The sequence below is a fragment of the Pseudomonas sp. 10S5 genome (assembly GCF_035019745.1).
Lineage (GTDB): Bacteria > Pseudomonadota > Gammaproteobacteria > Pseudomonadales > Pseudomonadaceae > Aquipseudomonas.
Genome location: NZ_JASJVL010000001.1, coordinates 350,593 through 365,548 on the forward strand (window position 1 = coordinate 350,593; position 14,956 = coordinate 365,548).

Genomic DNA, 14,956 nt, shown 5'->3' on the forward strand with positions numbered 1-14,956 from the left:
CAAACGCAACCTCCCGAGGCGCTGATTCGTGGACGTCTGAAAACCACCGAGCCTTATGGCTACAAGTCTTCGCCTTCGTCGTCGCGAGATACCGCGAATGACCCTTGATCCAAATCAATGGTCGAAAAAAAGTACCCTGCTATAACTAACTGCCATGGCCGAAGTGAAACTGTCTGATTAGGCGGTTCGCGCTGACATTCGCGATCGGGGAGATCGAATGGTTGAGCAGTTAGTTGAACCGGTAAGCGTTGCGCTGGATAAAACCGCCGCCGGGCTGCTTCTGGTAGTGAACGCAGGATCGTCCAGCATCAAATTTTCGATCTATTGCGCCAGCCTGGACGACTACGGCCAACCCGTTGCTCGCGGCTACGGCAGCCTGGAAAAACACGCGGATCACTATTGGCTGTGTTTTCGCGAGGCCAATAGTGAGACGGATATTGAGGAGCAATGGCCACAGTCGGAAGAGTTGATATCCGACGAGACTCTGGGGCGGCTGATTCATTGGATTGAGCGGCACACCGGCGACAAACTTTCTGCGGCAGGTCATCGAATCGTTCATGGCGGGGCGCGCGCGCAGGTCGCGGCATTGATCGACAACTGCGTCATGATCGAAATGGAGGCGTTGATTCCCATTGCGCCGTTGCATCAACCAGCCTGCTTGGCGCCGGTGCGCTTCCTCGCACGGGAGCACGCTCATTTGCAACAAGTGGCCTGTTTTGATACCGCCTTTCACCATTCGCTGGATCGAATGGAAACCCTGTATGGATTGCCCCGAGCGTTGAGCGAGGAAGGCATTCGTCGCTATGGCTTCCATGGTTTGTCGTTCGAGTACATCGCGAGCGTCTTGCCGGCCTATGATCGACGAGCGGCGGCGGGCCGGACTATCGTTGCTCATCTGGGCAATGGCGCGAGCCTGTGTGCCTTGCGCGGCGGCCGCAGTTGCGCCACCAGCATGGGGTTTACGACGCTCGACGGCATCCTCATGGGTACGCGTCCCGGACACCTTGATCCAGGCATTCTCCTGTACTTGTTGCGCGAACGCGGCATGACCGCTGAGGCACTTGAGCACTTGCTTTATCACGAATGTGGTTTGCTGGGTGTGTCCGGTGGCATCTCCAGCGACATGCGTGAGCTGTCGGTCAGCGAGGCCCCAGCGGCCAAAGACGCGATAGATCTGTATGTTCACACCATCGTGCGGGAAATTGGCGCATTCGCCGCCGTCCTTGGTGGGCTTGATGCGTTGGTGTTCACGGGCGGCATCGGTGAGCACGCAGCCAGTATTCGCGCACGAATAATTGAAGGTTGCGCTTGGCTTGGCATGAGAATCGACGGGCAGGCCAATGAAGTTGATGGACCGTTTCTGTCCCAGTCCAGCAGCCGCGTCGCCGCCTGGATGATCCCCACCGATGAAGATCACGTGATCGCCCGCCATACCTTGCAGTTGCTGGACACCAGCAGCCATTAGTTGAGACTCGGGCTTGGGCCCGAGGGTTTTACATCGCCCATTCCCCTGGAGTCGCCATGTATATCTTCAACCCACTGCTGTCCAGCGCCGACAACCCATCCACCGCACCGATTATCGAGCCGCCTTCCATTGAAACCGGCCCGCTGGCGCCGGAGCTGCTGGAGCGGATGAACCGCTATTGGTACGCCGCCAACTACTTGTGTGTCGGCCAAATCTACCTCAAGGCCAACCCGTTGCTGCGCGAGCCGTTGACCGCAGAGCACATCAAGCCTCGGCTGTTGGGCCACTGGGGTACCTCAGCCGGTCAAAATTTTATCTACGTGCATTTGAACCGGCTTATCAGCGAACAACACATAGAAATGATCTACATCTCCGGCCCCGGTCACGGCGGCCCGACACTAAATGCATGTGCCTGGCTGGAAGGTACGTACAGTGACGTTCATCCAGAAATCACTGCTGATGAGCCAGGAATGCTACGTTTTTTTCGCAGTTTCTCCACGCCGGGTGGTGTGCCGAGCCACTGTGGGCCGCATACCCCCAACTCTTTGCATGAAGGCGGCGAGTTGGGCTATTCACTGGTGCATGCGTTCGGCGCCGCGTTCGATAACCCGCAGGTGGTGGTGGCCTGTGTCATCGGTGATGGCGAAGCGGAAACCTGCCCGCTAGAAGGTAGCTGGAAAAGTGTCCGCTTCCTTAATCCAGTCTACGACGGCGCGGTGCTGCCGATTCTGCACCTCAACGGCTACAAGATTTCCGGCCCTACGGTGGAAGCCCGCACTGACGATGCCGACCTGATTGCGCTGTATCAGGGCCGTGGCTACGAGCCGATAATCGTAGCTGGCGATGATGTGCCCGGTATGCACCAACGTTTCGCGGCGGCCCTCGATTCCTGCTACGCCGCAATACGGGATATTCAGCATCGAGCGAGAGAGCAGGGTGTGGTTAGACGCTCGCGCTGGCCAATGATCATCTTGCGCAGCCCCAAAGGCTGGACAGGGCCAAAAGCAGTCGATGGGATGCCGGTGGAAGGTACGTTTCGTGCGCATCAGGTGCCGCTGGCCAATGTCATTCAGAACGCGGAACATCTGGCTCAACTTGAACGTTGGATGCGCAGTTATTCGCCGCAGACGCTGTTCGATGAGAATGGCACGTTGGTGGCTGAATTGCGTGCATTGACGCCGCCGTCGGCATTGCGCATGGGCGCCGTACCCCACGTCAATGGCGGCCGCGTATTGGTCACGTTGGACCTGCCGAACTTCGCCGACTACGCTGTGGACGTGCCGGGCCCGGGGGAAGTCATCGCCGAGGCACCGCGCAAACTGGGGGAATACCTGCGGGACGTGATTCGTGCAAACCCCGACAATTTCCGGGTATTCGGCCCGGATGAAACCAATTCCAACCGTCTGAATGCGGTGTTCGAGGCCACCAATCGCACGGCGGCGGGACCCGTCCTGGAAATCGACGATCACCTTGCGGCTGATGGCCGGGTGATGGAGGTTCTCAGCGAGCATTTATGCGAAGGCTGGCTGGAGGGTTATTTGCTTACCGGCCGTCATGGCATGTGGTCGACGTATGAGGCATTTGCCCAGGTCGTTGATTCCATGGTTACCCAACACGCCAAGTGGTTGCAGCAAAGCCGCGAATTTACCTGGCGTCGGCCCTTGGCCTCACTCAATGTACTGCTCACCAGCCACGCGTGGCGCAATGACCATAACGGCTTTAGCCATCAATCCACCGGTTTCGTTGACAACGTGCTGCAACGCCGCTCGGACGTGGTGCGGGTGTATTACCCACCGGATTCAAACTGTCTGGTCAACGTGTTCGATCACTGCCTGCGCAGTCGCAATTACGTGAACGTCGTGACCTGCGGCAAGCAACCGGATTTCCAATGGCTGGATTTCGACGCGGCGCTTAAACACTGCTCCCAAGGTGCGTCAATTTGGGACTTCGCCAGTAACGATGAAGGCGACGACCCGGACGTCGTACTGGCCTGCGCCGGTGACGTACCCACTACCGAAGCGGTGGCGGCCTCCTGGTTACTGCAAAAACACGTGCCCGGCATCCGCGTGCGGTTGGTCAATGTGGTGGATTTAGGCATCCTCAGCAGTCCACAAACCCGGCCACACGGCATGGACAATGTGTCGTTCGACGCGCTGTTTACTCGGGAAGCTCCGGTCATGTTTGCGTTTCACGGCTCGACCTGGGTGATTCATTCCATGGTTCACGGCCGCGCCAACGAGGCCCGTTTTCATGTCCGGGGCTTCTCTGACCGAGGCAGCACCACCACGCCGTTTGACATGGTGGTGCTTAATGACATGAGCCGCTACCAACTCGCCATTGACGCCTTGAGCCACGTGCCACGCTTGCGCTCCCACAGCCTCGACGCCATGAGTTACTTCGAAGGCCAGTTGCGTCGGCATCACACCTACATCCGTGAGCATTTCGAGGACATGCCCGAGATCCGCAATTGGCACTGGACCTCCGATTTCAGCGAACCGGACGGCCCACCGCCTCTGGCCAAAGGACATCCAAGGGGCCAGACCTTCACGGATGCGTAATGTGTCCTGAAACAAGGCGCGGTAAATTCCCCGTGGGCGCGAATTATTTGCGAATGCTGACTACTACGCACCCAATCTGCTGAATGTGCAGGCGGCTTCGCGAATAAATTCGCTTTCACTGAGATAGGGTCAGTTCATGCCATTTCATCGCACGCCGCTTGAGTCCAACATCGAAACCTTGCGCCGACTCGCATTCGATCAAACCGTTCGCTGGTCAGGATTAAACGACGATATCTGGCGCAGCCTCGACAGCGAACTGTGGGAACTCACTCACAATCCGTGCCTGGTGCTCAACGCCGTTTCCGAGCAAAGAATTAACGTCTTGCTCGCTGACAGTCACTTTCATGGCCGCGTTATCAACATCGCGCAAACTCACCGCTCGATTTTGGCGCAACCTACCTGGTTCGAGCGTGAGCATGCGGATGCGGCGCTGCACCAAGTGGCGTATTTCTCCATGGAGTACATGCTCAGCGAAGCACTACCCATCTATTCGGGCGGGCTGGGAAATGTCGCTGGCGACCAACTCAAAGCCGCCAGTGATTTGGGCGTCCCAGTGGTTGCCATCGGGATGTTGTGGCAGCACGGTTATTTCCGCCAGGAAATCGGTGTCGACGGGCACCAACAGGCGTTGTACCCGGTCAACGACACTCGGCAATTACCCATCGAACCGCTGCTGCGTCCCGACGGCAGCCTGTTGCGATTGGCGATTCAGTTGCCTGGATTGACCGTTTGGTTGCGCGGTTGGCAGGCGACGGTTGGGCGCAACCGGTTATTGCTGCTCGATAGCAACGACCCGGCCAATCCACCTCCAGTGCGCTTGCTAACGGGCGAGTTGTATGGCGGCGACGTAGAAATGCGCTTGCGTCAGGAGCTGGTCTTGGGCATCGGCGGCTGGCGTCTGTTGGAATCCGCCGGCTACACGCCGGACGTGCTTCATCTGAATGATGGGCATGCGGCGTTTGCAGTGCTGGAACGAGCCCGCAGTTATATGCAGGCCAACAAGGTAGGTTTCAACGCAGCCCTCACAGCTACTCGCGCCGGAAATCTGTTTACCACTCATACCCCGGTCGAGGCAGGGTTTGATCGTTTTCCCGCTGAGTTGATCAGTAAATACTTAGGCCTGTACGTCGAGCATGAGCTGGGTCAGCCGCTAGGGAAGATTTTGGCGTTAGGCCGGCAACATGCCAACGACGCCGATGAACTGTTCAATATGGCGTTTCTGGCGACTCATTGTGCGGGCGCGGTAAACGCCGTGAGCCGCTTGCACGGAGCGACCAGTCGGCATATTTTTCAGCCGCTGTTTCCGCGCTGGCCAAATGACGCTGTGCCCATCGGTCACGTCACCAACGGAGTGCACCTGCCAACTTGGGTCTCATTGGAAGCCGAAGCCCATTGGCAAGCGCTACACGGTGATGATCTACCGTGGCGTGGCACCAGTGAATCCAGGGTCAGCGAATTGTTAGAACAGGTCGACGATGCCGATCTGTGGCAATTGCGCGGGCAGGCGAGGGCGCTGCTGTTTGAGTTCGTACGTACTCATTTGGCGCGCAGCGAGGCCGTGCACGGCGCTTCGCTGGACGCCATCGAATCAGCGGGTGTGGCGTTCGATCCGCAGGTATTGACCTTGGGCTTTGCTAGACGGTTTGCCACCTACAAGCGGCCCAATTTATTGCTGCAAGACCCTGAGCGTCTGCTTCGAATTCTCAACCATCCCACTCGACCCGTGCAGTTGCTTATTGCTGGTAAAGCTCACCCGGCTGACAGTATCGGACAGCAAATGATTCGGGACTGGCACGGCTTTATACGACGTCCAGAAACCAACGGGCGTGTGGCTTTTCTCGAAGACTACGACATGCGCGTCGCGCGGCATCTGGTGCAGGGCGTAGACGTGTGGGTCAACACCCCGCGTCGGCCGTGGGAAGCCAGCGGCACCAGCGGCATGAAAGTCTTGGCTAACGGCGGCCTGAACTTGTCTCAGCTCGATGGTTGGTGGGCCGAAGCCTGCACCGATGAAGTGGGCTGGGGCATCGGCGATGGTGCCGAACATGGCGCGGAGTACGACGCTGCAGATGCCGATCAGCTCTACAAACTGTTGGAAAGCGAAGTGGTGCCTGCGTTTTATGAGCGTGACGCCGACGGTATTCCAGGCCAATGGATTCGCCGCATGCGCGCCAGCATGGGGACATTGGTGACACAGTTTTCGGCGGACCGGGCAGTACGTGAATACACCCAACGCTATTACTTGCCAGCCGCCATCGCCTACCACGCACGCAGTGCTGAGGGCAGTCGACTGGCCTTGCAACTGACTCAGGACCATGAACAGTTGTGCACTCACTGGGACGACATTCGTTTCCTGCGATTAGACCTGCAGCGACAGGCGGGCCGCTATGCCGTGGCGCTGCACATGGATCTGGGCAGCCTTTCTCCGTCTCAAGTGCGCGTGCAGCTCTATGTTGACGGCGTGGATGGCGCGGACGCCACCAGCGTCGACTTGAAGATCGACCCGCAGGCTCAGGCGGACGGGCTGTTGCTCTACAGGGTTGAAGTGCCCGATGACCGGCCTGCCGCTGAGTACACGGCGCGGGTCATCGCCAACGATTCTGCAGGTCTGGCCGTACCGCTGGAGGTCGGACTGATTATCTGGAAGAGCTGACGAACGGCTTCGTTGATCCAGCGCAGTCGTCGTAATAGTGATCGTTGGTATAAGAACCCCGCAAAAACTCGACTACGCTCTGTGCTGCTCCCGTTGTGGGTTTCTACAACGCAAGAGAGACGGTCAGCGGGTCGCAGTGATTCCCTCTTTTGGCCTTATCAAGGATGTCTGGTTTATGGCAGCTATAGATGACGACTCCAACAAAATGGGCCTTACCCCCGCGATCCTGATGGTCGCGGGCAACATGATGGGTTCGGGGGTATTCATGCTCCCGGCCAACCTCGCCGGTATCGGCAGCATTGCGTTGTACGGTTGGCTGATCACCATTGTCGGTTCAGTGGCCCTTGCACTGACCTTTGCCAAGCTGGCCTCCATTGACCCTGCGGCGGGCGGGCCTTACGCCTACACCCGCAAAGCCTTCGGCAACTACATGGGCTACCAGACCAATCTGGTGTATTGGCTGGCTAATGTGCTGGGCAACGTTGGTTTGGCAGTTGCCGGATTGGGGTACCTGACCCACTTCTTTCCGTCGCTGAAAGAGCCGCTGGTGTTTGCCTCTGCGCAGATTTTTGTCATTTGGCTGCTGACCTACGCCAACATCCTCGGGCCGAAGCTGGTGGGTCGAGTGCAGTCAGTCACCACCCTTTTTGCGTTGTTTCCGATTGTCGGCATGGCCTTGTTTGGCTGGTTCTGGTTCAGCGGCGATGTGTACATGGCCGGCTGGAACGTGAGTGGCAAAACTGACTTCTCTGCGGTCGGCATGACTCTGAACTTCACCCTGTGGGCGTTTATCGGCGTTGAAAGTGCGTCGGTCTCGGCGGCAGTGGTGCGCAACCCGCGCCGCAATGTACCCATAGCCACAGTGGGCGGCGTGATCATCGCGGCGGTCTGCTACATCCTCAGTTCTTCAGTGATCATGGGCATGATTCCGAACAAGGAATTGATCTCGTCCTCCGCTCCGTTTGCCGATGCTGCACGGCTGGCACTTGGCAACACCGCCGCCAATATCGTCGCCCTGTGCGCAGCCATTGGTTGCCTCGGTTCGCTGGCAGGCTGGACGTTGCTAGTAGGACAAACCGCCAAAGCCGCTGCGGATGACGGTCTGTTCCAAAACGTTTTTTCCCGAGTCAACGCCAAGGGTGTACCGGCGGCCGGGCTGGCGATTGTTGCGGCGATCATGAGCGTCCAGGTGTTGGTGACCATGTCTCCCACCGCCAGTGAACAGTTCGGCAAGATCGCGTCGATTGCCGTAATCATGACGCTGCTGCCTTACATCTACTCGTGTATTTCGATCAAGGTGCTGGGCTATAAGGCCATGCCGCCCAACCAATATGCGCTGTACACCTTCATCGGTCTGGTGGGTGCGGTTTACAGCATTTGGGCAATGGTCGGCTCCGACGGTGCACAAACCCGCTGGGCGCTGATCTTCGTGATTGCGACCATCGTCTTTTACTCCGGCGCCATTACCCGTCGCCGTGAAATCGAGGAAGGCCACCTGCATCCCGGCGGTATATCGCCTACCTGGGTTCGCTATATGGCATTGACCATGGTCATTGCTGCGTTGATTGGCACGTTCTGGGTATCTATCGGCAACCGCGACGACCTCAACTTGCAGCGCCGGGTACCGTTGCCCGGTGAGCTTCAGCAACCTGCAGTCGCCCCCGCTCCAGCTTCTGCCCCCTAAAAGGCGAGACTCGACGCGCCCATAGCGCGTGTCGAGCCGCATTCCTATGAGTCTGGAGGACACCATGTCCGTTCATCAGCACCATCGTCTCGGCATGAAAGCGTTGCTTATTCATGAAGAACTTGCCGCTAACAGCCAGGCCGGTCGCGCCGTCCGACAACTCGCTGAGGAGCTGGAAGAGCGCCAAGTGGAAGTCCTGTTGGCCCAGTCGGCCGAGGATGCCATTGTCCTGATCCATTCGGACCCGATGCTGCAATGCGTGTTGCTCGACTGGGAGCTGGCGCTGGACGACAGCCATGCCATCGCTAACCGGGTATTGGACGCCGTGCGCGAGCGCAGCGAAGGCGTGCCGATTTTTCTCTTGGCCGACCGCAGTAGCGCCGCCACCATTCCCCTGGAAGCGATGCAGAAGTCCGACGATTTCATCTGGCTGCTGGAAGACACCACGCGCTTTATCAGCGGCCGGATTGTCGCCGCGATTCAGCGTTATCGTGAGGCGGTGTTGCCACCCATGTTCGGCGCGCTGGTGCGGTTTTCCCAGGTGTACGAGTATTCCTGGCACACGCCGGGGCACACCGGAGGCACGGCATTTTTGAAGTCCACTGTGGGGCGCGCGTTTTTTGATTTTTTTGGCGAAAACCTATTCCGCTCCGACTTGTCGATTTCGGTGGGTGAGCTGGGATCACTGCTTGATCATTCCGGCCCAATTGGTGCCAGCGAGGTGTATGCCGCCAGAGTTTTCGGGGCGCACCGTACCTACCATGTGACCAACGGCTCCTCGACCTCCAATCGAGTGATCTTGATGGCCAGCGTGACCCGCGATCAGGTCACGCTGTGTGATCGCAATTGCCACAAGTCAGTCGAACACGCCATGACCATGTCGGGGGCGATTCCGACTTATTTGATTCCCTTACGCAATCACTACGGTCTGATCGGTCCGATTCCACCGCAGCGCTTAACCCCCGAGGCGATTAGCAGCGCGGTGGCGAATAATCCGCTGTTACGCGAAGGGCTGGACCCGACGCCAATGCACGCGATCATTACCAACTCGACGTATGACGGCCTTTGCTACAACGTGACCCGGGTCGAAGCGCTGCTGGGTCAGAGCGTCGACCGGTTGCATTTCGACGAAGCCTGGTTCGGTTACGCACGCTTTAACCCGATTTACCGCGAGCGCTTCGCGATGCATGGCGAACCTGCTGATTATGCGGCTGATCGGCCGACGGTGTTTGCCACTCAGTCGACCCATAAACTGCTGGCGGCGCTGTCCCAGGCGTCGATGATCCACGTCCGCGATGGTCGGCGGCCGATTGAGCATGCGCGGTTCAACGAAGCGTTCATGATGCATGCTTCGACCTCGCCCAATTACGCGATCATCGCCTCCAACGACGTCAGTGCGGCGATGATGGACGGCCCCAGCGGCAAAGCCCTGACCGGTGATTCGATCCGCGAGGCGATTGCGTTTCGGCGAATGCTGGCGCGACTCAACAGCGAGTTCCAGACCAAGGGCGAATGGTTCTTCAACGTCTGGCAGCCGGACACCGTCACCCACCCGAAAAGCGCTCAGGTCCTGCCGTTTTTTGCCGCTGACGAGGAATTGCTGGCGACTGAACCGGCGTGTTGGGTGCTTAAACCGAACGCGGCGTGGCATGGCTTCGGTGACATCGAAGACGGCTACTGCATGCTGGACCCGATCAAAGTGTCGATCACCACGCCGGGAATTTTGCCCGGTGGCGGCATGAGCGAACAGGGCATTCCGGCTGTGGTGCTCACCGCTTATCTGGATCGCCAAGGCATAGTGGTAGAAAAAACCACTGATTTCACGATTCTGTTTCTGTTTTCCATCGGCGTCACCAAAGGCAAATGGGGCACGCTGGTCAATACGCTGCTCGACTTCAAGCGCGACTATGACGCCAATGCGTCGCTGGACAGCGTATTGCCAGCGTTGTTGGCGGCGCATCCGCAACGCTATAGAGGCATGGGTCTGCGAGCGTTGTGCGAAAGTATGTTCCAGAAGATGGCCGAGCTGCGCACCACTGACGCATTGTCTCAGGCATTTTCAACCCTGCCGGAACCTCGGTTCAGCCCGGTGGCTGCCTACGAGCAATTGGTCCGTGACAATGTTGAAGTGCTTACGTTGGAACAAATGGCCGGGCGTACCGTGGCCACTGGGGTGGTGCCATATCCGCCCGGAATTCCGCTGTTGATGCCCGGCGAAAGCGCGGGTGCAGCAGATGGCCCGATACTCGGCTATCTCAGGGCATTGGAAGAATACGACCGGCATTTTCCAGGGTTCACCCACGATACTCATGGGGTCGAGGTAGAAGACGGGCTTTACCGCATCCGCTGTATCAAATGATCGACTAACCCGCGTTGAGGAATAACGCCGCCAGTGCGCCGATCAAGGCGGGCGGCATCACCAGAATCCCGACCCGCAGGAAGTCGACGGCACTGACATGCTCACCTTCGCGACGCACAGCGATCAGCCACAACAGCGTGGCTAAAGAGCCGGTAATCGAAAGGTTTGGCCCTAGGTCAACGCCGATCAACAGCGCGCTGATGGTAGGCGTTGGCAGATGAGCGATATGCCCCACAGAACCAGCGATCAAACCCGCAGGCAGGTTATTGATGAGATTGCTGGCAATTGCCACAACTATCCCGGCACCCCAGGTTGCCTGGCTGCTGGAATGGTCGGCCAGGGAGGCCAACATATGCGCCAACGAATTAATAATTCCGGTTTGGGCAAGCCCTTCAACCAAAACGAACAAGCCGCCTACCAGCGGCAATACGCTCCAGGAAACTCCCTTGAGCACCGGCATCGGATTCATGCGTTGACGCAGATGAATCAAGCTGGCGGTGGCTATCCCTGCACAAAACGTCGGCAACCCCAGTTGCAGATCCAAAGCCGACGCCAGCAGCAGCACTACGGCCGTCAGCATGATGCCAAATGCCGTCAGCCGTGCTCCACTGGACAAGGGCTGCAGGGAGATGACCGTTTCCAAAGGTTGACGCAGGCGCTTACGCTGAGTAATGCGCAAGACGATGTAGGTCAGACCAATCGCGGCCATCGACGGCAGGCTGAACTGCCACAACCAAGCCAACAGCGGTGGCATGTGGCTGCCAAAAATCACCAGATTGGCAGGGTTGGAAATCGGCAGCACAAAACTTGCCGCATTGGCGATAAAAGCGCAGACAAACAGATAAGGCAGTGGCTCGGCCTTAGCTGCTTTTGCGGCGGCGTACACCGCCGGCGTCAGCACAACCGCCGTAGCATCGTTGGACAAAAAAACGGTGACCAGCGTCCCGACCAGGAACACCAGATCGAACAACCGCTGACCGGACCCGTTGGCATGCTGCGCGGCGTACATGGCCAGCCAGTCGAAAAGGCCCTCCTGACGCGCCAGTTCGGCCAGCACCATCATGCCGATCAGGAACAGATAGACATCGGTGCCTTTGGCAATCGCCCCCAATGCAGAGGGCCAAGGTATGAACCCGAAAATGGTTAACACCACGGCGGCGCTCACCGCCCAAACATACTCTGGTAGGCCAAATGGCCGAAAAATCACGCAACAGGTTGCCAGGGCAGCGGTGATCCAGATGACGGTGTTTGGATCGAATCCAGGCATGCATGACCCTTAACTGAAGATGGGAACTTTGATCATGGAGACACAGGGTGGGGTGTGTAGCAGGCCTATGAAGTGCCTGTGCGCTTGGACGTTGTAACACGTCGCGTCATAGAGAATGGTACTGAGCGTCAGCAAAATTCGAACGTACGTTGGTAAAGGTAAAATTCAATCTGAGCACTGTGCTTTGCCAACGTGCCTCAGACAAACGTGGTCACAATCTCACGTTTTCGATACGGCGGACAGCATGCGAGCAGTGACGAAAGTTCGCTTCGCGTTCCGTCAAGTAACAGTCCAGTTACAATATTGGGCATAGTAGCTTAACGTTGTGACAAATAACCGACGGTATTGTTGCCGGCATAGCCAATTTTTTGAGCCTAAAGAACATTCTGACAGACGGCGAAGTGCGACTAGAGAAATGGACACTCGCTATGACGGTGGATTTATTGGTCTTGCGCACAAAGGGTACGGTTGCTGTGACTCATTTACTGATTTGGGTGGTAAGCAGCTCTTAATATTGCACAGAAATTGCATGGCGATGGCGCACGCGCTTATACGGAATTTGGGCGTTTCCCTCAGCTCTCGTTAGTAGGCGAGCGACGACTGCGCACTTTAAAAGTGCATAGGCACATCGGCTTGGGCCTTAAACTCTTTACGCAGTGAGAAAAGAACACAATGCCCACGATTCCCCTGCTGATATGCGACGACTCCAATATGGCGCGCAAGCAGTTACTGCGAGCGTTACCCGACGATTTGAATGTCTCGGTAACCTTGGCAACGAATGGTAAAGAAGGGGTTGAGGCTATACGCCGAGGGCTTGGGGAAGTCGTTTTGCTCGACCTGACCATGCCGGAAATGGACGGCTATCAGGTACTGGCAACTATTCGCGAAGAGCAACTGAAAGCCCGGGTCATCGTCGTTTCCGGCGATGTACAGGCTGAGGCTGTACGGCGTGTCTTAGAGTTGGGTGCACTGGCTTTTTTGAAAAAGCCGGTGGAACCGGAACAGTTGAAAAGCCTCCTTGAAGACCTCGGGATACTGAGCGAGTCGAACCGCTCCGTGGCCGTTGCGCAGTCCGTTGTTGAGTCGGCAACCAGTTTTCAAGATGCATTTCGGGAAGTTATTAACGTCGCCATGGGCCGTGCGGCTGCGCTTTTGGCGCGAGTACTTGGAGTGTTTGTTCATTTGCCTGTGCCCAACGTGAACATGCTGGAAGTGGGCGAATTGCACATGGCGTTGGCCGATGCTCAGAGTGGCGAGCAATTGACGGCGGTCTGTCAGGGCTATATCGGTGGCGGCATCGCGGGTGAGGCGCTGTTGATCTTTCACGGCTCTGAACTTGCCGACATGGCTAAGTTGATGGAACGGGACTCCACGGACTATTCCGACATGGAAATGCTCCTGGACTTGTCGACGATTTTGATCGGTGCCTGTTTGACCGGAATCGCTGAGCAAATTGATGTGGTGTTCTCCCAAGGCCACCCGCAAGTGCTCGGTAGCATTGAAGAGTTGATCCGCACCAATCAACGGCGCTGGAAGAAAACCTTGGCGGTGGAAATCAGTTACAGCCTTGAAGGCCACAATATCCACTTTGATCTTTTGCTGTTGTTTACCGAAGACTCGGTAGAGCGGCTCACCAAAAAACTTGCCTACGTGATGAGCTGACCATGAATGACCGCATCGACATTAAAGAACTTCATTGGCTGCTGACCATCACACAGAGCATCGACGTCGGCGTGGTGGTATTTGACCGAAATTTCAAGGTGCAAGTCTGGAATACCTTTATGGAAAACCGCTCCGGTGTCGTGCCGAGTGTGGCCCATGATCAATCGTTTTTTGACTTGTTTCCCGAAGTCAATCAAGGGTGGTTTCGCAAAAAAGTCGAGAACGTACTGACCCTCGGCACACCTGCTTTCACCATTTGGGAACAACGTCCGTACCTGGTGCATTTCAAGAGTTACCAGCCAATCACTGGCCAGGAGGACTTCATGTACCAAAACACCACCTTGTTCCCGCTGCGTTCTACCAATAGCGAAATCAGCCACATTTGCCTGGTAATTTACGACGTGACCGACGTAGCGACCCACGCTCACCAGTTGCAGGCGGCCAACCGTCAACTGCAGCTGCTGTCGAGCACTGATCGGCTCACCGGTTTATATAATCGCGGTCATTGGGAAGAGTCGCTCAAGCTTGAATACGCCCGGCATTGTCGCTACGACACACCAATGACGCTCGTGATGTTCGACATTGATCACTTCAAACGTGTGAACGACACCTACGGCCACCAAGCGGGTGACAAAGTTATCCAGTGCATGTCTGAAACCGTGCTTGAGCATATTCGCGATGTCGACATCGCCGGACGTTACGGCGGAGAAGAGTTTGCAGTGCTATTGCCGGGCACGACGAAGGCGGGTGGCATGGTCTTCGCCGAACGCCTGCGCGAAGCGGTCGAGGCACAAGAAGTGGTGCATGACGGAAAGTCGATCCGCTGCACCATTAGCCTGGGTGTTGCAGACCTAAGCAAGCCTGCGCCTGAATACAAACAGCTCATCGAATGGGCGGATCAGGCGCTGTATGTGTCGAAGGAAGGCGGTCGCAATCGAGTGTCGGCGTATGAGGGTAAAGCCTAGGTTTGCTAGGTAGGCCTCGGATTACTTGGTCATGGGAAGCGTCCTACATCTTCTGTTGGCGCCGCCCGATAGTCCTCCGCGTTACAGTCCTGCAAAGTTGCCGCATCTTTTGATGCGGAGACTCTGCCAATGCCTCAGACCACTTACCCGACCTTCACCCTAAGCATCAAAGGTCTCGAAGATCCTCGCTTGCAGGTATTGGCGTTTGAGGGCGCAGAAGCCGTCAGCACGCCCTACGCCATCAGCGTCGAACTGGTCAGCCGGGTGGGGGATATTGAGCTTTCAGACGTGCTGCACAAAGCGGCTTTTCTCAGCTTCGGCCCGGACGGCGAAGGTCTGCATG

At 57.2% G+C, this 14,956-nt stretch carries 8 protein-coding genes and 1 pseudogene; 8 read left to right on the forward strand and 1 reads right to left on the reverse strand.

Going from position 1 to position 14,956, the window contains the following annotated elements; all coding sequences use genetic code 11:
• Nucleotides 1–217: 217 nt before the first annotated feature.
• From QN378_RS01590 to QN378_RS01610, 5 genes are all read left to right on the forward strand, one after another.
• Complete coding sequence (locus QN378_RS01590) at nucleotides 218–1,465, forward strand: acetate/propionate family kinase (RefSeq protein ID WP_323547178.1); 1,248 nt, start codon at nucleotides 218–220, stop codon at nucleotides 1,463–1,465.
• A 56-nt stretch (nucleotides 1,466–1,521) separates the two neighbouring features.
• A complete protein-coding gene (locus QN378_RS01595) occupies nucleotides 1,522–4,023 on the forward strand; it encodes a phosphoketolase family protein (RefSeq protein ID WP_323547176.1) in 2,502 nt (833 codons plus the stop codon).
• 136 nt (nucleotides 4,024–4,159) lie between these two features.
• The gene (gene glgP / locus QN378_RS01600; RefSeq protein ID WP_323547174.1) at nucleotides 4,160–6,676 is read left to right on the forward strand and encodes an alpha-glucan family phosphorylase; all 2,517 of its coding nucleotides are present in this window, start codon (nucleotides 4,160–4,162) and stop codon (nucleotides 6,674–6,676) included.
• A 175-nt stretch (nucleotides 6,677–6,851) separates the two neighbouring features.
• On the forward strand, nucleotides 6,852–8,360 hold the full coding sequence (gene adiC, locus QN378_RS01605; RefSeq protein WP_322203810.1) for an arginine/agmatine antiporter: 1,509 nt from the start codon (nucleotides 6,852–6,854) through the stop codon (nucleotides 8,358–8,360).
• A 64-nt stretch (nucleotides 8,361–8,424) separates the two neighbouring features.
• Nucleotides 8,425–10,719, forward strand: coding sequence for an Orn/Lys/Arg decarboxylase N-terminal domain-containing protein (locus QN378_RS01610; protein ID WP_416350623.1), 2,295 nt, complete (start codon nucleotides 8,425–8,427; stop codon nucleotides 10,717–10,719).
• A 4-nt stretch (nucleotides 10,720–10,723) separates the two neighbouring features.
• Here the strand turns inward: QN378_RS01610 and QN378_RS01615 are convergent, their stop codons facing one another.
• The gene (locus QN378_RS01615) at nucleotides 10,724–11,986 is read right to left on the reverse strand and encodes an arsenic transporter (protein WP_323547172.1); all 1,263 of its coding nucleotides are present in this window, start codon (nucleotides 11,984–11,986) and stop codon (nucleotides 10,724–10,726) included.
• 672 nt (nucleotides 11,987–12,658) lie between these two features.
• On the opposite strand from QN378_RS01615, the gene QN378_RS01620 reads away from it, so the two are divergent.
• From QN378_RS01620 to QN378_RS01630, 3 genes and pseudogenes are all read left to right on the forward strand, one after another.
• Complete coding sequence (locus tag QN378_RS01620; RefSeq protein WP_323547170.1) at nucleotides 12,659–13,648, forward strand: response regulator; 990 nt, start codon at nucleotides 12,659–12,661, stop codon at nucleotides 13,646–13,648.
• 2 nt (nucleotides 13,649–13,650) lie between these two features.
• Complete coding sequence (locus tag QN378_RS01625; RefSeq protein ID WP_323547169.1) at nucleotides 13,651–14,613, forward strand: diguanylate cyclase; 963 nt, start codon at nucleotides 13,651–13,653, stop codon at nucleotides 14,611–14,613.
• Nucleotides 14,614–14,742: 129 nt separating this feature from the next.
• Nucleotides 14,743–14,956, forward strand: a pseudogene (locus QN378_RS01630) (type VI secretion protein); the annotation flags it as partial.

Bases quoted from the DNA above. Each gene is read 5' to 3' on its own strand.
- QN378_RS01590 (WP_323547178.1), top strand. From the start codon at position 218: ATGGTTGAGCAGTTAGTTGAACCGGTAAGCGTTGCGCTGGATAAAACC.
- QN378_RS01595 (WP_323547176.1), top strand. From the start codon at position 1,522: ATGTATATCTTCAACCCACTGCTGTCCAGCGCCGACAACCCATCCACC.
- glgP (WP_323547174.1), top strand. From the start codon at position 4,160: ATGCCATTTCATCGCACGCCGCTTGAGTCCAACATCGAAACCTTGCGC.
- adiC (WP_322203810.1), top strand. From the start codon at position 6,852: ATGGCAGCTATAGATGACGACTCCAACAAAATGGGCCTTACCCCCGCG.
- QN378_RS01610 (WP_416350623.1), top strand. From the start codon at position 8,425: ATGTCCGTTCATCAGCACCATCGTCTCGGCATGAAAGCGTTGCTTATT.
- QN378_RS01615 (WP_323547172.1), bottom strand. From the start codon at position 11,986: ATGCCTGGATTCGATCCAAACACCGTCATCTGGATCACCGCTGCCCTG.
- QN378_RS01620 (WP_323547170.1), top strand. From the start codon at position 12,659: ATGCCCACGATTCCCCTGCTGATATGCGACGACTCCAATATGGCGCGC.
- QN378_RS01625 (WP_323547169.1), top strand. From the start codon at position 13,651: ATGAATGACCGCATCGACATTAAAGAACTTCATTGGCTGCTGACCATC.